Genomic DNA, 18,923 nt, shown 5'->3' on the forward strand with positions numbered 1-18,923 from the left:
AAAAAATCATTAATCGTATCCGAGTTTTAAGTTTCATAATTTAAAATAATTTGTTTTCCGAAAGGAGTTACAATAGATATGGATTTTTTTGATAGATTTGCGATACCACATCCAAGTCCTGTTATTTATGCATCGATGGTTGCTATCGGGCTCACCGTGATCGCGATTGTTGCTGGGTTAACCTATTTTAAAAAATGGGGTTATCTATGGCGCGAATGGATAACAACGGTTGATCATAAACGTATTGGGATTATGTATTTATTATCTGCTCTATTGATGCTTTTCCGCGGTGGGGTAGATGCACTGATGATGCGGGCTCAAACAGCAGTGCCTGAAAATACGCTGTTGGATGCACAGCATTATAATGAAATTTTTACAACTCATGGTGTCGTGATGATTATCTTCATGGCGATGGCATTTATCATAGCTTTAATGAATTTCGTGGTACCATTACAAATTGGTGCACGTGACGTTGCATTTCCACGTTTAAATAATCTTAGCTTTTGGCTATATTTCATGGGTGCAATGTTATTCAATTTGTCTTTTGTCATTGGCGGATCACCTAGTGCAGGCTGGACTTCCTATTTTCCACTTGCCGGTAATGAATTTAGTGAATCTGTCGGGACGAACTATTATATGCTGGCGATTCAGATTTCTGGTATTGGTACACTTATGACCGGGATTAACTTTATTGCCACCATATTAAAAATGAGAGCACCAGGCATGAAATTGATGAAAATGCCAATGTTCACTTGGTCTGCACTTATAACAAACTTAATTATTGTATTTGCATTCCCTGTGCTAACAGTTGCACTTGCAATGGGAACGATGGATCGATTATTTGGATCAAACTTCTTTACAACAACTGATGGTGGTATGGATATGCTTTGGGCTAACCTATTCTGGGTATGGGGACACCCTGAAGTTTATATTTTAATTTTACCAGCGTTTGGTATTTATAGTGAGATCATCCCAACTTTTGCGCGCCGAAATTTATATGGCTATAAATCCATGGTTGCATCAATGGTACTTATCTCATTACTTTCATTCTTTGTATGGGTCCACCATTTCTTTACAATGGGGCAAGGAGCACTTGTTAACAGCATCTTCTCGATCTCAACAATGGCAATTGCTGTTCCGACAGGGATTAAAATATTTAACTGGTTATTTACCCTTTGGAAAGGGAAAATCAAATTTACTGTGCCAATGCTTTATTCATTAGGATTTTTACCGATTTTCACAATTGGTGGGGTAACCGGGGTTATGCTTGGAATGTCAGCAGCTGACTACCAATACCATAACACGATGTTCTTGGTAGCTCACTTCCACTTGGTTATTATTCCTGGTGTAGTGTTCGCTATGATCGCTGGGTTGACTTACTGGTGGCCAAAAATGTTCGGCTTTATGTTGAACGAACGAATCGGTAAATGGACATTCTGGTTTATCGCTGGTGGAACTTGTTTAGCCTTCTTCCCAATGTTTATTTCAGGCTTGGATGGGCAGGCACGTCGTATGTATACGTACTCGGAAGCTACTGGGTTTGGTATTTGGAATATGCTTTCCTTTATCGGAGCACTCGGGCTCGCAGCAGGATTTGTATTACTCGTATACAACATCTACTACAGTACGCGGTATGCTTCAAGAGATATTGGTGATGATCCGTGGGATGCACGTTCGCTTGAATGGGCTACACATAATCCTGTACCAGAGTATAACTTCGCAATTACACCGCAAGTTAATTCGAGTGAGGCATTCTGGGATTCTAAGAAAAATGGTCATACCCTATTCAAAGGGGACTATAAAGAAATCCATATGCCAAACAATAGTGGTGTACCGTTTATTATGAGTATTATTTTCTTCGTACTTGGATTTGCTCTTGTGTTCAGTATGTGGATTGTTGCCATTGTTTCGCTGATTGGAATCTTTGCTTGCTTGGCACATCGATCATTTGAAAAAGATCATGGTCATCATATTTCTGTAGAAGAAATTGAGAAGACAGAAGCAGAAATGCGAGGTGCTAAATAATGAAAATGGATAACACGATGCCACTTGAATACCAGACGGAACAAAGTCGTCTGAATATATTTGGATTCTGGGTTTTCCTTGGAGCTGAGATTATGCTCTTTGGCACACTCTTCGCATCATTTTTCACACTAGAAGGTCGTACAGGAAGCGGTCCAACAGGAGCTGAAATATTTGAAATAACGCCAGTCCTTGTTGAAACATTCTTGTTATTAACAAGTAGTTTTACAATTGGTCTTGGAGTTCATGCGATGCGGATTGCTAATAAGAAGGCGATGATAGCTTTCTTTTCGATTACATTAATTCTTGGCCTAGGATTTTTAGGCTTTGAAATTTTTGAGTTCATTCATTATGTGCATGAAGGAGCAGGATTACAAGCAAGTGCATTTACATCAATCCTGTTGACAACACTCGGAACACATGGTGCACACGTTACGTTCGGATTGTTCTGGGGGTTATTCATTATCCTGCAGGTAAAAAAACGCGGGTTAACTCCTGAAACTGCTAATAAATCGTTTATCTTTTCTCTTTACTGGCATTTCTTAGATGTTGTTTGGATCTTTATCTTTAGCTTCATCTACTTGAAAGGAATGATGTAAACATGAAAGAATTATTCCCACGTAAACAAGTAATGGGCTTTGTATTTTCTTTGGTCCTGACCGCTGCTGCACTTCTCGTTTACTTTTTAGATATGTCATTTGCAGTCGGAATGACGGTATTGCTTGTAACAGCATTCATACAAGCAGGCTTGCAGTTTATTGTGTTTATGCATGCAGGTGAAACAGAGGACAAAGGGCTAATTTTTACAAATATATATTACGGATTAATTATAGCGCTGGTTACCGTCTTTGGTACGTTACTTGCTATGGTTTGGGGTTATATTTAATCCATATTAAAGAAGGAGTGTCTACAATGGCGCTCCTTCTTTTGTTTGATCGTTCTTATATTTTTTGTCAAGCATCTCCTCAGATGCCACTAGGAAGACACCTATTAAAAAGATAAAAACTGCACCCATCACTGTTCCAATACCAATTCCAGTAACTGTACTGTATTCGCTTACAAAAAATCCGTACAAGAAAATAGCAATTCCGATCGTTAAGACAGTAGCACCTACATACTTGGTCGCATTTAACATTTTTTTATAAGATGATTTCATTCCAATCAACCTCCTTTTCTTATATTATTCTATTTGTTCACAAAGTTGTCAAACTTTTTATTTTATCTTAACATGAAACCTCATTTAAAGGTTGTTTTAACAACGATTGACGTTTTTTAATGCTATGGTTCCGCAGTGTCCGTATATTTCCGATACTGAAGATTATTTTCCTAGTGACTGCATTTTTTCATTCAAATAGCAACAAACTTATAGAAACAGGCATCAAAAAAACATAATGTGAAAAACATTTCCTAGGCAATATCACGGGATTGTATAATATTTTTTCTTTGGTATATATTACCTTAAGTGAGTAAGATTAAACCAAATCAAAAGTGGTGATGAAATGAAAATACGTATTTCAGTATTGATGCTTGTTCTCATGTTCTTAATAAGCAGTAAGGTAGAAATGAAAGCTGCAGTAATGGAACATGGGTCAGAGGAAGTTGGACAACAACATAACTGGGAAAAATCCAGTACCAATTATGATCGTATTCACACAGGTTCTCATGAATACACCTATTGGAAAAATTTTATGCGAGAAACTCGTACTTGTGATATATCAATCAAAATAAAGACAGTTGTGTATTATTGTGATTTACATGATCATACGAAGTCAACAACGCATTTAGAGGAAACCATCCATAGTGGACGACATAAATAAGAAGATTAAATGGATAAAAAGAATCATTCATCACCATAATTACCTATACGATAATATAGGTACTAATACATAAATCGTACGAAACGGCAAAATCATTGAAAAGTGGTGACGCAAAACTATAGGGCTAACGTCTTAGGACTATGCCTGCCGGTTCCCAAATACGGACTCCGTCGATTTATGACTTTCGAAGGAGGAAATAGTTTGAAAAAGTTATTTTATCAATTTAAGTACTATTGGCATTTGTTAAAAGTAAAGGAACTATCACTTGTTATGCGTGATTGTATTGATGAAAATTTAAAGCATAAATTAGAGCAGAAAATTGATTATCATGAACATGAAAAAGCTGTTTTGAATTATATAGTGAAACCTTAAAGCGCCTTTTAGGGTGCTTTTTATTTTGGGTGAAAATAATTGACTTTAAAACAATCTAGTCATGCATGATACACTAGTAGTTAAGATCTTTAAAGGGGAAGGTGCACTGTGAGAAAAAAACCAGAAATAGTAGTTCTTGCCTATCAAAATGCGTCATTACAGGCCATAATAGAGCATTTAAACGAAGTGGGATTATCTCAGCATTGCAATATATCTGGTCTTTTGGTAAAAGAAATTAGTTCAAATCAAATAAAGTCACCAGATTTAATACTGGCTACTAGCGAAAGTGTATATGAAATGAGTAAAAACGTTTTAATAAAAGATATACCTTATGTTATCGCAAAGAGATCAATAAATTTTTCGATGGTTAAGGAATTGTTGTCATTACCTCGTGGTTCTAGGGTTTACCTGGTAAATAATATGAAAGATGCAGCTGAAGAAACTATTAACACTCTATTAGAAGTTGGAATCTATCATATTTATATCCCTTACTATGGCCAGATAGAACCAGACCCCTCTATTACTAATGCGGTAACTCCAGGTGAAGTTAACATGATCCCGAGTACAATTAAAAACAAAATTAATATTGGACATCGATTATTAGACATGACAACCATTTTTGAAATTTATGATTTCTTTGGTATTTCTACGTTTGCTTCTAATAGTCAATTAACCGCTAGATATATATATTCTGTAATAGCGTTAATAAAAGAATTAAATCAAGAAATCCTTCAATCACAGGGGTTACATAAAAGCTTAGAAGGTATTGTTGATAGAATTGAAGAGGGGTTAATTGTTTATGATCAATCAAATCAGATTATTTCAATTAACAAACAAGCACTTCAAATGTTAGAAAAGAAAAATATAGAATTAATAAATGAAGATATTAGTAAGTTACCACAACATTTTCATAACGCATTTATGCAAGTTGAAATGGAGAAGGAGAATTTTATAGATATTGATGATGTTCCATATTATATACGTAAAAGAAGAATATTTGTTGGTTCAAAGGTATTTGCAACAATAATTCTATTTGAGCAGATTGATCGAATAAAAAAAATAGCAACCAAATATCGAAGAAGTACGAGGGAAAAAGGGTTTATAGCAAAGCATAATTTTACTGATATTAGAACAAGCTCTCCTAATATGCTATCCCTAATTGAAAGAGCAAAAAAAATGGCTAATAGTGATTCTACAATTTTTATTTATGGTGAGACAGGTACAGGAAAAGAAGTGATGGCTCAGGCAATACACAGTGCCTCTAAACGAAAGGAGGGTCCTTTTGTAGCAGTTAATTTGGCTGCAATTGCTGAGTCGTTAGTTGAAAGTGAATTGTTTGGGTATGAAAAAGGTGCTTTTACAGGGGCAAACCAAACAGGAAATGCAGGATTATTTGAGCGAGCTCATAAGGGAACCGTTTTTTTAGATGAAATAGGAGATGCATCTCCTATTATTCAAAATAGATTACTTCGAGTTTTACAAGAAAGAGAGATTCAACGAGTAGGTGGTGGTCATCCAATACCAGTCGATGTACGTGTCATAACGGCAACTAATAAGAATCTAAAGGTATTAATCAAAGAGAACAAGTTTAGAGAAGACCTATATTATCGCTTGAATATTCTTCCGGTTCCTTTAATGCCGCTTCGTAAACGAAAAGAAGATATATTATTGTTAAGTGAGTTATTTATAAAAGAATTTGAGGAGAAATTACAACTTGATCCTATTCTGTTTTCTAAAGATGCAACCAATGTTATGTTGAATTATAATTGGCCAGGTAATGTTCGGGAGTTAAGGAATACAATTGAATATATAGCCCACATACATAGTGGTGAAGTAATGCCACAAGATTTGCCGTTTTATCCAATTGAACAAGAATATCCTTCGTATGGGTATGGTAGAGAAGAAGATATGCTACAAAAACTAGAGAGAAAAGGATTTTTAGAGGACTGTCTTCAAATACTACATATACTTCAACAAAGGGGTGAAGAAAGTATTGGAAGAAAAAGCTTGTTAAAAATAATTCTAGAACAAAATAAAGATATGACTGAGCAAAAGTTGCGGTATCGTTTAGAAATTCTTTCCGACTTAAAGTTAGTTGAAGTTGGTCGCGGAAGAAAGGGTTCAACTATTAGTAGAAATGGAGAAACCTTTTTATCTTATGTTGGTCAAAAAGTTAAGTAGTAAAAAATAGTGCGTAATGTTAAGGATACGCACTATTTTTTATTTATAAATTCCCTAATATGTAAAGGGATTCTGCATAAATATATATAGCTCTCTTTAAATCCTCTATTTCTGCATATTCATTAACCTGATGTGCAGCATTTTCTTTATTGGGAAAAACTGCTCCAAAAGCTACACCATTGTATAAATAACGAGCATAGGTTGCACCACCAGTAGAAAGCAATGTGGCTTCTTGTTTTGTTATATTTTCATAGGCCTTTTGAAGTGCCTGAATTCCCTCGTGTTGTGCATCCACATGATGTGGTTTTTTCGTGCGAAGGTTGTTGACAATCCAACCTTTTTGATTAGCTACAGCTTCTACCTGTTCCTTCGTTTTTTCAAAAGGAGTGTCAATAGGGCAACGAATATTTAAGGAAATTTCTCCTCCTTCATGATGATCATAATGAAACACCCCAGCGTTAACTGTCAGCTTACCGCTAATGGTATCTTCAAAATCTATTCCAAAATTCATACCATGAAAATCATTTTTCAGGTATGTATAGATAAAAGTTAAATAAGGGTGCAACTGGAGCTCTTCAATGGTAAGTAGAATGGAAACTAAAGAAAAGGCGGCATTTTCCCCTTTGTGGGGCTCCATACCATGGGCTGATACACCTCTAGTTTGTAATATAATTGTATTTTCATTACTGTGTTCAACGTTTAAATTTTCATATATTTGCTCCAATGCTTTAAATGTTTTTGCTTGTTCATTTGACATTGTTCCTTTAATAATTGCAGTGGCTTGGTCTGGAACCATATTACCTTTTTCCCCTGAATCAAATCTTACTAATTGAAAAGAACCTGTTGAATGTTTTGGTTTACATTTGAGTTGTAGATTAATTTGGCCCTTCTCTGCATTGATAATAGGGAATTGTGCATCAGGAGCAAATCCAAATAGAGCATCTGGTTCGTTCTTTACATAAGATTGCATGCACCTCATACCACTTTCTTCATCCGTTCCAATGATTAATCGAATACGATGTTTTAAAGGATACCCAGCTTCTTTTAATAATTTTAAAGCATACCAGGCCGCCATTGTTGGGCCTTTGTCGTCGATTGCACCTCTAGCGTATATCTTATTATTTATAATAGTGGGTTCAAAGGCATTGTTACTCCATTTGCCAGAAGCAGGAACTACATCAACATGACATAAAACGGCAATATAATCTTTAGCATCTTTCGGTCCGTATTCGATGTAGCCATATAATCCATTATTTTGATATGTGGTTAATCCTTCATTTTTTCCCTTCATGAGCATAAATTTAAGTGCTTTTTGAATTTCGTCACCAAATGGCACATCCTCATTTGTTGTATGAAGATCTTTGACACTTGGTATAGATAAAAGTCCCTTTAAATCATCGATAAAGTCCTCTTCTTTTAATAAAGTTTTCCATGATTTCATCAAACTTCCTCCTTTTCTCTTCTTATTTTTGTTGCAAAAACCATACCAACTATTGGAAAGGAAATGTTTCCATTTTTAAATAATATTACTTGTTTATTTGGGTGTTTTATAGGTTGATGGAACCAATAAACAAAAGAACGGGTCACCCTATTACTTATGGTGTACAAATATTACGGTTATTCTAAATTGGCATGATTTTTGCAATATTATTGTTAAAAAGGAGGAGGATTAAATTGAAAAAAAGATTTTGGATCAGATTGGGGGCTCTTCTCTCCATAGTATTACTTCTCTCTGCTTGTAATTTCTCGGGATCAGAGGCTACTGATAGTTCAGAAAGCGCAAATGATGAGGAGGAAAAAGTTTTACGTTTAAGTTTGGAAAATGATATCCCTGACTTAAATCAGGTAAAAACAACGGATGGTATTTCATTCGATGTGTTGAACAATGTAATGGAAGGGTTATATCGCTTAGATGAAGATAATAACCCACAACCAGCAATGGCAGAAAGTGTAGATATTACCGAAGATAAACTCACATATACTTTCCATCTAAGAGAAGGAATTAAATGGAGTAATGGTGAGGAAGTAACTGCAAATGATTTTAAATATTCATGGTTGCGTGCTATGCACCCTGATACAGCAGGATCATACTCCTTTATTTTATCGGATTATATAAAAGGAGGAGAGGCTTTTGCTAATGGTGAAGCTTCAGAAGATGAAGTGGCTATCGAGGTAAAAGATGAAAAAACACTAATTGTAGAGGTAAATGAACCTACTCCTTACTTCTTAGGATTAACAGCTTTTGTCACTTATTTTCCATTAAATAAAGATTTTGTTGAAGAAAAAGATGATCAGTTTGCATTAGATCATGAGTCAATTTTATATAATGGTCCATTCGTATTGACGGAATATGATCAAGCCGAAGGGGTAGTGATGGAGAAGAATGATGAGTATTGGGATAAAGAAAATGTTAATGTTGATGAAGTTAGTTTAAAAATAATTAAAGAACAAAGCACAGCACTAAATTTATATGAAGCTGGTGACCTTGATCGTGTAACGCTATCTTCTGCAGATGTGAATGCCTATAAAGATAGTGAAGAATTTGGTACAGAAACACAATTTACGTCATGGTATATCCAATTTAATTTAGGAAAAGAACCATTCGACAATTTAAATATTCGTAAAGCGTTTCAATTAGCATATGATCCACAAATTTTAACAGAAACTGTATTGAATAATGGCTCTGAATCAGCCTACTCACTTATTGCTCCCGATATGCATGGATTAGAGAACCAATCATTTCGAGAGTTAAATGGTCCGATAATTGAGCCAAATGCTGAGAAGGCTAAGGAATATTTAGACAAAGGGTTAAAGGAGATTGGCGGTTCGTTGCCTGAAATTGAAATTCTTACAGCTGATGACACCGTAGCAAAAGATGCTGCCACATTTGTTCAAAGTCAGATAAAGGAAAACTTGGGTGTTGATATACAAATTGCTACAAAACCATATAGTGGTCGATTAGATGCAATGAGAGAAGATGATTATCAATTTGCTATATCCAAATGGGGTGCTGATTTCAATGATGCTATAACCTATTTAGACTTATGGGTCGGTGATCCTGTGAGTGCATTTAGAGGTTCTTACCATAACCCAGAATATACAGATTTAGTATATCAGGCTAAAGAAGAAAAAGATGAAGGACGCCGTTTGGAAATGTTGATGGATGCTGAAAAAATTATGTTGAAAGATGATGCTGTATTAGGGCCACTTTATTATGAAGGATCGGCTTTCTTACAAAAAGGAAATATTGATAATCTTGTAACGCATCCTTATGGTGCTCGTTTAGAACTTAAATATGTTGAAATTAATTAAAAAAAGATGCTTCTCTTCTTGAGAGGCATCATCCTTTCTTATCCTTGATAGTAAAGAATAAGAATCACTCCCCAATTAGGGACTTTGTAATTAATGGAGATGGGAGGAAAATAATGAAAAAATTTATTTTAGTTCGTTTAGTCAATATTGTAATAACATTGTTTATTATAGCAACAGCCACTTTTTTCCTTATGAAAATGTTACCTGGGTCGCCTTTTGATGAGGAGAAATTAGTAGATTTAACAGATGAAGCAAGGATGGAGTTTTATGCTAGGTACGGCCTTGATGAACCTTTGTATGTACAATATCTCAAATATATGGGAAACCTTGTACAAGGTGATTTAGGATTATCTTATTACTATAAAGATCAACCCGTTAATTCTCTAATAATGGGTCGTATTGGTCCATCTGCTCTATTAGGTTTTCAAGCAGTTGTTTTAGGATTATCGATTGGTATTATTTTGGGAATGATAGCAGCCTTTAGGCACAATACCATTTGGGATTACTTTACAATGATTGTAGCCGTTTTAGGTGTATCTATTCCCAATTTCGTATTAGCTGCAATACTACAATTCTACGTAGGGTTACAGTGGGGACTATTTCCGGTGGCATATTGGGAAAGTTATGAATCCTCTATTCTGCCAACTATTTCTTTAGCAGTAACTGTTATAGCCCTCATTGCTAGATTTACGAGAAACGAAATGTTAGAAGTTTTACAGCAAGATTATATAACAACGGCCCATGCAAAGGGGTTAGGTGATCTAACGGTTCTTATCAAACATGCAATCCGAAATGCTTTAATCCCAGTTATAACTATCCTGGGTCCAGTGTTTGTTAGCCTGCTTACTGGATCGCTAGTAATAGAAAATATATTTGGTATACCTGGAATAGGGAGTTTATTTGTAGATTCGATTAAAATGAATGATTATACCACAATAATGGGATTAACTCTTTTTTATAGTTCCTTCTTTATATTAACGGTATTGGTTGTAGATATTTTGTACGGCATTATTGATCCACGTATCAGAGTCCATGGAAAGGGGTGAACCAATAAATGCAAGATACAAAACAACAGAAGAAATTTTCCGATGATTTGTTCCAAGTAGTTGGTCGGAGAGAGGAACAAAGTGAAAAAATCAATAGACCAAATTTAACTGGCCTTCAAGATGGTTGGTTAAGATTGAAAAAAAACAAAGCGGCAATCGGTAGTCTTATTATATTGTTGATTTTATTAGTATTGGCTATTATTGGACCCTACTTAAGCTCGTACAGCTATGAACAAACCGATTATGAAAAGGTGTTTATGGAACCAAATAGTGAGCATTGGTTAGGTACAGATAAATTTGGCCGAGATCAGTGGACTAGATTATGGGAAGGTACACGGATTTCTCTTTATATAGCAGTACTTGCTGCTTTACTAGATATATTAATAGGAATTACTTATGGTGCAATATCTGGTCTAAAGGGTGGTAAAGTTGATAATTTCATGCAGCGAATAATTGAAATATTAGTAGGTGTTCCAAATTTAATAATCATTATTCTCTTAATTATGATTATGAAACCAGGAATTTTAACGATAACACTCGCCATGGTAATCACAGGTTGGGTAAACATGGCTAGACTGGTAAGAGGTCAAATATTTAAGTTGAAAAATCAAGAATATATTTTGGCTTCAAGAGCGTTAGGTGCAAAAAATAGAAGGATTATTACAAGTCACATGCTCCCTAACACATTAGGAATCATCATCATAAATATGATGTTTACGATACCGAGTGCAATTTTTACAGAAGCCTTTTTAAGCTTTATCGGATTAGGCCTTCAGGAACCGCTTGCTTCCCTTGGTGTTCTTATTAATGACGGTTTTCGTTCAATGCGTAATCAATTTTACTTACTAGCATTTCCTTCTATTGTAATTATAGGTTTAATGGTTTGCTTTAATTTACTAGCAGATGGTTTAAGAGATGCTTTAGACCCAAGACTTCGAAAATAGAATATTGAGAGGACAGATAAGAATATGACTAATACTACGAAACCAATCCAGGTGTTTAGAGGAAAATATGTAGAAAGTGCACACGATGTCCATATAGCAGTAGTGACTGCAAAAGGAGATTTACTAGCTTATTACGGAGACCCAAATAGGATGACTTTTGCTCGTTCATCAATGAAGCCATTTCAAGCCATACCTATAGTAGAATCAGGAGCGCTGGAAGAGTTTAATTTAACCGAAAAGGAATTATCTTTGTTTTGTGCAAGCCATAGTGGTGAAGCCTATCATAGAAAGACAGTTGAAGAAGTTCTAGGAAAAATTAGGTTAGAAGAAAATCATCTACAATGTGGAACTCATATTCCGAGAGATATAGATAGTTATAATAAGTTAATTAAAGAAGGGAAAGAATTAACCCCTCTATATAGCAATTGCTCCGGTAAACATTCTGGAATGCTTACTGGGTGTGTTAAACAAAACATGGATGTTGATACATATCGAGAATTGTCTCATCCTTATCAACAACAAATCATAGAAGCTATTGCCGATGTATGTGAGTTTGAAAAAGACAAAATAAAAACCTCTGTTGATGGTTGTGGAGTCCCTGTTCACCAGATTCCACTTCATCAGTTAGCTTTGGCATTTGGTCGCCTAGCATCACCTGATGAATGGGAAAATGGTAATTCAAAAAGAAGAGAATCACTTAAACAAATAAGCGATGCAATGGTGAATTATCCTGAGATGGTTGCAGGTACAAAAAGATTTGATACAGATTTGATGAATGCTTATCAAGGTAGAATAGTAGCAAAAGGAGGAGCAGAAGGTGTTCACTGCTTCGGAGATCGTCAAACAGGAATTGGCGTCGCTGTAAAGATTGATGATGGCAATGCTAGAGGGACTAATGTAGCATCAATGGAAGTTTTACAACAATTAAAAATTGGAGACCAGTCAATATGGGATCAGTTGGATATGTATTACCATGCGCCGGTTTTGAACGCAAGAAAAGAGAAGATTGGTGAAATCAAGTCATCGTTCGAATTAAATAGTACACAAAAAGTAAACTGAGGGGAATGTTAAATGGAGCCACTATTATCAATCAAAGATTTACATGTAACCTTTCAAACACATGCAGGAAATGTCAACGCAGTTAGAGGAGTCGATTTGTCAGTAGGTAAAGGAGAAACACTTGCTATTGTAGGTGAATCGGGGTCAGGTAAATCAGTAACATCAAAAGCTATTATGGGACTGTTACCAAAACAGAATGCTTCTATTGATCAGGGAGAAATATGGTTTGAGGATCGAAACTTATTATCATTAAAGAGCAAGGAAATGCAAAAAGTACGTGGTTCGGAAATTGCTGTAATTTTTCAAGATCCTATGACAGCATTAAATCCAACAATGAAAGTAGGAAAGCAGGTTATTGAAAGTGCGGTAAAACACCGTAAATTAGGGAAGCAAGAAGCGAATAAGTTGGCTTTAGAACTTTTTGAATTAGTCGGGATACCTAATCCAGAAGCCCGACTTAATCAATACCCTCATCAATTCTCGGGAGGGATGAGACAGAGAGTAGTGATTGCTATGGCGCTTGCTTGTAACCCTAAATTATTAATAGCAGATGAACCAACCACAGCTCTTGACGTAACAATACAAGCTCAAATATTAGATTTGTTAAAAAGCATCCAAAAAAAGACAGGGACTTCAATCATTTTTATTACCCATGATTTAGGTGTAGTAGCTAACATAGCTGACTCAGTAGCAGTCATGTATGCTGGGAAAATAGTTGAAAAAGGCACGGTTGAGGAAATATTTCATCAACCTACCCATCCTTATAACTGGGGGCTTCTACAATCAATGCCAAATCTAGATACAAAAGGAAAATTATATTCAATTCCAGGAAGCCCACCGGATTTAATGAATCCACCAAAAGGGGATGCATTTGCATCTCGTAATGAGTTTGCTCTAGCAATTGACTATGAAAAACAACCACCGATGTTTCAAATAACTAAGACTCACTCAGCAGCATCATGGTTATTACACCCACAGGCACCTAAGATAGAATTTATTAAGCAAATAAACAAGGATTTATCGGAACACAAACCAAATTATAATAAAACGGAAAATAAGCAAACATTATTAGAAGTGAAGAATTTAAAAAAACATTTCAAACTTCAATCAAAACAAACGTTGAAAGCTGTGGATGGAATTAATTTAGAAATAAAAAAAGGAGAAACATTGGGATTAGTTGGTGAGTCAGGCTGTGGAAAATCAACTGCTGGACGAACATTGATGGGACTCTATGAATCGACTAGTGGAGAAGTCGTATATAATAAAGTTTCTCTAAACCAGGCAAATAAAAAGAATTTCACACAAAAGATACAAATGATTTTTCAGGATCCGTATGCTTCTCTTGATCCTCGTAAAAAAGTAGAAGATATCATAGCTGAAGGCATTGATATCCATCAACTAACAAAAAGCTATAATGAACGAAAAGAAAAGGTAAAAGAACTACTTGAGACAGTTGGTCTACAATCTGAACATGCCTCGAGATACCCTCATGAATTTTCAGGTGGACAGCGCCAACGAATTGGGATTGCACGCGCTTTAGCTGTAGAACCGGAACTGATTATTGCCGACGAACCGATATCTGCACTGGATGTGTCCATTCAAGCACAAGTAGTTAATTTGTTAATGAAACTTCAAAAAGAAAGAGATCTTACCTTTCTTTTTATAGCCCATGATTTATCAATGGTTAAATATATTAGTGATAGAATTGGTGTAATGTATCTTGGAGGGATGGTTGAGTTAGCAGAAGCAGATGAGCTTTATAAACAACCAATGCATCCTTATACACAAGCTCTTTTATCTGCTATTCCAATACCTGATCCAGTTGTAGAGAAAAGTAGAGAACGTGTAATCCTCCAGGGTGGATTACCAAGTCCGATTACGCCACCAACAGGTTGTCGTTTTCGTACGAGATGTTCATTGGCAACTGAAGAATGTGAAGTTGTTCCAAAGTGGAGAGAGGTTGAAGAAGGGCATTGGGTTGCTTGCCATTATGCTTAATGAGTTCCTGATACTTGTACCTTCCTGTTTAATGTCATATTCTGTTTAATGAATATTATGATCTGAAGAAGCTGTTAGTTCAAATGCATGTCATTGGAGCAAACAGCTTTTTTCTTGTTAATAATGTATCTACCCGGTTTCCTATCCTTGTTATACATTTAACCAAAATGATAGACGGTTCTGTCCATGTTGTGGCAAAAGCTGTTTTAAGTTTTAAAAAGGAAGGATATAAGAAAACGGACATTCATTTAAAAGAAGTATATAATATTCTTTCATTCTTAGGTTTGGAAACTAGCTAGTAAAAATATGTTAAGAAGTTTATTGGAGATGTCAAGATTATTTAATAAAGGATTATTTGTGAAAAGCATCCAGTCTTTTTTGCGGAAATACAAGCTGGCGATATTGTCCTAACAGACTTAGGAGTAAGTACCCAGGCAATGTTAAAGGATTCTCAGCCTCTCGATGATTTTTTTATTATTCCCTTAAAATCGATCGATTCATGTCTTTAACGCGCCATCTTCCGCTGCAACTGGAACATTAGAGATTGGTAGAAATCATAACCAAAACACCTAATAGGCATATTCTTCTTGTATACGATAAATTTCATCCATTAAGTTGTTTCCAACGATAGGTGTTATTTTTTCATACACAGGTTTTAATGCCTTTTTCCATTGGTCTCGCTCTTCAGTTGATAAAATATGGATGTCTATCGTTTTAAGTAATTTTAATTCTCGGATATCCTTGTCGTTCATCTCAATCGAATGTCGTCGGCCCCACTCAGTAGCTTCCTGCATTGCATCTTTTATAGATAATTGCACTTCGTTTGATAAGGAATCCCAAAACTCTCTATTGATCAAAACGCCATAACCGAGGTAAGCATGATTACTAATTGTCATGTATTTTTGATGTTGATAGAACTTTTTAGTATATATGTTAGAAACGGTATTTTCTTGACCATCCACGAAATTTACTTCAAGATTTCGATATGTTTTATTAAATGGAAGCGTGCTTGTACTTGCATTCAGTTGGTCATACTGTTCTTCAATAACAGGGCTTGGCATAACACGGAAATGAAGTCGGTTGAAATCACTCGGTTGTAAAATTGGACGTGTTTGATTGGTGATTTGTTTAAAGTTGTTATACCAAAAAGTCATCCCTTTAACATTTGTCCCATTAAGCTCCTCCATCAAAGTCTGTCCGATCTCACCTTCATAGGCTGCTACTACAGCTTGCTGAGTTGGAAATGCAAATGGCAGGTCAAGCACCTGCCATGTTGGAAACCGGTCAGTTAACTTAGCTGTTGCTGGGGCGATCATTTCCACATTTCCATTTTGGATAGCTTCCCACTCGTTGGTATCATTATATAAAGTAGCATTTGGGAAAATATGTACCTTCACTTTTCCATTTGTCTTATCCTCAACTAGTTCTGCGAAACGTTGTGCTGTTCGGCCTTTAGGGGTATTTTTTGCAACAACATGACTAAAACGGATGATTATTTGTTCATCCAGTCCTTCCTGTTCATCATCATAATCTTTTGTAGTTTGGATTGAGTCCATATCAAACCCAATCATTACAGCTGAGACAAGTCCTGTTATAATGAAAGTTAGAATTATGAAAATGTTTCGCATTTAGATTCCCCTTTGAGAAAGCTACTGTTTACAAGATTTTATCACAAAGTTTTCTATTGTAACAAAACAGAGGGAGAAAGGTTTATTATGTTCTTACGAAAAATGCCGATACGCTTAAAAATTATGATTCTATCATTTGGGATTGTTCTATTTACCTTACTGATAGGTGGAATTATTTTAATAGGAAATATTTATCAAGGAAAAGAAAACCAACTCGGTGATCGAGGACTGATGACTGGAAGAATAGTCGCGAATTTACCAGAAATAAAAGAGTCGGTGGTTCAATCGGAGGGATGGAAAGTAATTAACCCGATTGTCGAGCGAATCCGAACGATTAATCAGGTGGATTATATTGTCGTATTGAACATGAATCGAATTCGCTTTTCCCATCCAATTGCAAGCCGGCTCGGAACTATTTCTTCTGGTAAAGATGAGGGGGCGGCCTTTGCTGAGCACAGTTATGTGTCCAAAGCTAAAGGGGAGCAGGGAACGGCAGTCCGTTCATTTGTGCCGATTATGAATGAAGAATTTGAACAAATTGGTGTTGTGATTGTAGGGAATATGCTTCCATCATTATTAACCATTCTTTCATCGTTCCAGGTCGAAATTATAGCAATAGCCCTGTTGACATTAGTGTTTGGAATGATTGGTTCGTATTTATTGGCACGCCATGTAAAACAACAAACATTTTTTATGGAACCGTACGAAATGGCTCGTGTTCTTAAAGAACGGACAACGGTTTTTCAAGCTATGCATGAAGGTGTAATTGCAGTTGATCGAGATGAGAGATTGGTCGTTTTTAATGAAAAGGCAAAAGAGATTTTAAACATAGAGATAGAAGTAAATGGGGAGCAGTTGGAAACTATCTTAAATGATTCTGTTGTTGCCAAGCAGTTACGGAAAAAAACAGCAGTATACAACGAAACGATACGAGTCGGTGAAAAGTTAATCGTATTAAACCGTATTCCTATTGAATTGGAAAATGAATTGATAGGATGTGTCGTTATTTTTCAGGACCGAACGGATGTAACAAAAATGGCCGAAGAATTAACGGGAGTGAAGGCTTTTGTTGATGCTTTACGGTTGCAAAATCACGAACACATGAACAAGTTACATACAATAGCTGGATTAATACAGCTAGAAGAAAATGATAAAGCACTAGAATATGTATTTGATACGACAAAAAATCAAGAGGAAATGATGAAGTTCATTTTAGATCGAATAAAAAATTACAGTATTGCCGGATTATTTATAAGTAAAATTCGTCGTGGTGAAGAGCTGGGAATTGACGTTTGGATTCATAATAATAGTCGGTTGGACAGATTTCCATTAATGCTGAATCATCATGATTTTGTGATGATATTAGGTAATTTATTAGAAAATGCCTTTGATGCCTTTGCAGATTTTGACCGGAAAAATAAACGAATAGAAGTGTACGTATTTCAAAACAAAGAAGTGTGTACGATCCAAGTTTCTGATAATGGAAAAGGCATTGTTGATCATACACGAATTTTTGACAAAGGTTTCACAACAAAGGGTGGAGATGGATCTGGTATTGGGTTATATCTCATTAAACAAATCGTAACGAAGGCAGGGGGAACAATTGACGTTCAGTCACGTCTAAACAAGGGAACTCAATTTTTCCTGCAGCTACCAATGACATTAGAGGGGGAACATATTGATGAAAAAAGAAGCGCTAATAAAAGTGCTGTTAATTGAAGATGATCCAATGGTACAGGAAGTAAATCGACAATTAATTGAGAAAGTGGAAGGGTTTCACGTTGTTGAGATAGCTAGTGATGGGAAAGAGGGGGTGGAGATTGCTAAAAAGGCAAACCCTGACCTTGTTTTACTTGATATTTATATGCCAGAACAGGATGGAATCAAAACATTAAAAGACTTCAGACGTCTAGAACTTGATATCGATGTTATTATTGTTTCTGCTGCTGATGATACCGAAACGATACGGGAAGCTATTCATCACGGAGCTATTGACTATATCATAAAGCCTTTTAAGTTTGAACGGTTGGTGCTTGCTCTAAGTAAATATAAGGGATTCCGACGTCAATTTTCAGAAAAGGAAAAGGCTGCACAGCATGAAATTGACACATGGATTACTCAAAAGCCAAAAGAAAGTTCTAACAATCAGATTCTGCCTAAAGGATTAAATCAACAAACGTTGGCGCAGGTTATAGAATTTCTATCTAATCAGGATTCAGCGGTTTCAGCTGATGAAACCGCTGAACATATTGGAATTGCACGGGTAACGGCGAGAAGATATCTTGATTATTTAGGGAAAATTGAACGGGTTGAAATCCAACTGCAATATGGGGTAGTTGGACGGCCAATTAATCGGTATCAGCTAATGTAAGGCATACCTGTACTGATTTTGAAACATTTAGCTACACGGGCTAGCGACTCGAGACGTAAACAATGGACACTCCGAGCACTAAATTCATGTGCTCTACGGTCCCTTGTTTACGCTTTTTGGCGCTGACCAAGCCCGTTCCGCTTGTGAACGAGACCAAAAAGAACAAAATGTCC

At 35.9% G+C, this 18,923-nt stretch carries 17 protein-coding genes and 1 riboswitch; of the genes, 14 read left to right on the top strand and 3 right to left on the bottom strand.

What is annotated here, in order from left to right; translation table 11 throughout:
* The first annotated feature begins 78 nt into the window (after window positions 1–78).
* The 3 genes from qoxB to qoxD are packed head-to-tail and all read left to right on the top strand — an operon-like array spanning window position 79 to window position 2,908.
* A complete protein-coding gene (qoxB, locus tag CS937_RS17400) occupies window positions 79–2,025 on the top strand; it encodes a cytochrome aa3 quinol oxidase subunit I (RefSeq protein WP_099159735.1) in 1,947 nt (648 codons plus the stop codon).
* Complete coding sequence (gene qoxC, locus CS937_RS17405; protein ID WP_099159736.1) at window positions 2,025–2,621, top strand: cytochrome aa3 quinol oxidase subunit III; 597 nt, start codon at window positions 2,025–2,027, stop codon at window positions 2,619–2,621. Before qoxB ends, qoxC begins: the two co-directional genes overlap by 1 nt.
* A gap of 2 nt (window positions 2,622–2,623) precedes the next feature.
* Window positions 2,624–2,908, top strand: coding sequence for a cytochrome aa3 quinol oxidase subunit IV (qoxD, locus tag CS937_RS17410; protein WP_099159737.1), 285 nt, complete (start codon window positions 2,624–2,626; stop codon window positions 2,906–2,908).
* A 21-nt stretch (window positions 2,909–2,929) separates the two neighbouring features.
* Here qoxD and CS937_RS17415 read toward each other — a convergent pair whose 3' ends face one another.
* Entirely contained in the window at window positions 2,930–3,178 is a 249-nt protein-coding gene (locus CS937_RS17415; RefSeq protein ID WP_099159738.1) for a hypothetical protein, read from the bottom strand.
* Between the two features lie 343 nt (window positions 3,179–3,521).
* Here CS937_RS17415 and CS937_RS17420 point away from each other — a divergent pair, with 343 nt between their 5' ends.
* The 3 genes from CS937_RS17420 (at window position 3,522) to CS937_RS17425 (ending at window position 6,392) form a co-directional block, all read left to right on the top strand.
* The gene (locus CS937_RS17420; protein WP_099159739.1) at window positions 3,522–3,839 is read left to right on the top strand and encodes a hypothetical protein; all 318 of its coding nucleotides are present in this window, start codon (window positions 3,522–3,524) and stop codon (window positions 3,837–3,839) included.
* 75 nt (window positions 3,840–3,914) lie between these two features.
* Window positions 3,915–3,998: riboswitch (cyclic di-GMP riboswitch) on the top strand.
* Between the two features lie 42 nt (window positions 3,999–4,040).
* The gene (locus CS937_RS19570; protein ID WP_176555871.1) at window positions 4,041–4,211 is read left to right on the top strand and encodes a hypothetical protein; all 171 of its coding nucleotides are present in this window, start codon (window positions 4,041–4,043) and stop codon (window positions 4,209–4,211) included.
* A gap of 108 nt (window positions 4,212–4,319) precedes the next feature.
* On the top strand, window positions 4,320–6,392 hold the full coding sequence (locus tag CS937_RS17425; RefSeq protein ID WP_099159740.1) for a sigma-54 interaction domain-containing protein: 2,073 nt from the start codon (window positions 4,320–4,322) through the stop codon (window positions 6,390–6,392).
* Between the two features lie 43 nt (window positions 6,393–6,435).
* Here the strand turns inward: CS937_RS17425 and pepV are convergent, their stop codons facing one another.
* On the bottom strand, window positions 6,436–7,833 hold the full coding sequence (pepV, locus tag CS937_RS17430) for a dipeptidase PepV (protein ID WP_099159741.1): 1,398 nt from the start codon (window positions 7,831–7,833) through the stop codon (window positions 6,436–6,438).
* A 233-nt stretch (window positions 7,834–8,066) separates the two neighbouring features.
* Here pepV and CS937_RS17435 point away from each other — a divergent pair, with 233 nt between their 5' ends.
* The 6 genes from CS937_RS17435 to CS937_RS17460 all read left to right on the top strand — a co-directional run bounded on the left by CS937_RS17435 (window position 8,067) and on the right by CS937_RS17460 (window position 15,050).
* Complete coding sequence (locus CS937_RS17435; RefSeq protein ID WP_245835786.1) at window positions 8,067–9,704, top strand: peptide ABC transporter substrate-binding protein; 1,638 nt, start codon at window positions 8,067–8,069, stop codon at window positions 9,702–9,704.
* 113 nt (window positions 9,705–9,817) lie between these two features.
* A complete protein-coding gene (locus tag CS937_RS17440; RefSeq protein WP_099159743.1) occupies window positions 9,818–10,750 on the top strand; it encodes an ABC transporter permease in 933 nt (310 codons plus the stop codon).
* An 8-nt stretch (window positions 10,751–10,758) separates the two neighbouring features.
* Window positions 10,759–11,694: an ABC transporter permease gene (locus CS937_RS17445; RefSeq protein WP_099159744.1), complete on the top strand. Its 936-nt coding sequence runs from the start codon at window positions 10,759–10,761 to the stop codon at window positions 11,692–11,694.
* Between the two features lie 24 nt (window positions 11,695–11,718).
* The gene (locus tag CS937_RS17450; RefSeq protein ID WP_099159745.1) at window positions 11,719–12,753 is read left to right on the top strand and encodes an asparaginase; all 1,035 of its coding nucleotides are present in this window, start codon (window positions 11,719–11,721) and stop codon (window positions 12,751–12,753) included.
* A 12-nt stretch (window positions 12,754–12,765) separates the two neighbouring features.
* Window positions 12,766–14,751, top strand: a complete 1,986-nt coding sequence (locus CS937_RS19855) for an ABC transporter ATP-binding protein (RefSeq protein ID WP_099159746.1) — start codon at window positions 12,766–12,768, stop codon at window positions 14,749–14,751.
* Window positions 14,752–14,834: 83 nt separating this feature from the next.
* On the top strand, window positions 14,835–15,050 hold the full coding sequence (locus CS937_RS17460) for a hypothetical protein (RefSeq protein ID WP_099159747.1): 216 nt from the start codon (window positions 14,835–14,837) through the stop codon (window positions 15,048–15,050).
* 270 nt (window positions 15,051–15,320) lie between these two features.
* Here the strand turns inward: CS937_RS17460 and CS937_RS17465 are convergent, their stop codons facing one another.
* Window positions 15,321–16,379: a DctP family TRAP transporter solute-binding subunit gene (locus CS937_RS17465; RefSeq protein ID WP_245835788.1), complete on the bottom strand. Its 1,059-nt coding sequence runs from the start codon at window positions 16,377–16,379 to the stop codon at window positions 15,321–15,323.
* A gap of 87 nt (window positions 16,380–16,466) precedes the next feature.
* Between CS937_RS17465 and CS937_RS17470 the strand changes: the two genes are divergently transcribed.
* Together CS937_RS17470 and CS937_RS17475 are read left to right on the top strand one after the other, a co-directional pair.
* Entirely contained in the window at window positions 16,467–18,098 is a 1,632-nt protein-coding gene (locus CS937_RS17470; RefSeq protein WP_099159748.1) for an ATP-binding protein, read from the top strand.
* Complete coding sequence (locus tag CS937_RS17475) at window positions 18,061–18,750, top strand: response regulator (RefSeq protein WP_099159749.1); 690 nt, start codon at window positions 18,061–18,063, stop codon at window positions 18,748–18,750. The genes CS937_RS17470 and CS937_RS17475 overlap by 38 nt, the downstream gene beginning before the upstream one ends.
* Window positions 18,751–18,923: the final 173 nt, after the last annotated feature.

The organism is Virgibacillus ndiopensis, from assembly GCF_900187325.1.
Lineage (GTDB): Bacteria > Bacillota > Bacilli > Bacillales > Amphibacillaceae > Virgibacillus_E > Virgibacillus_E ndiopensis.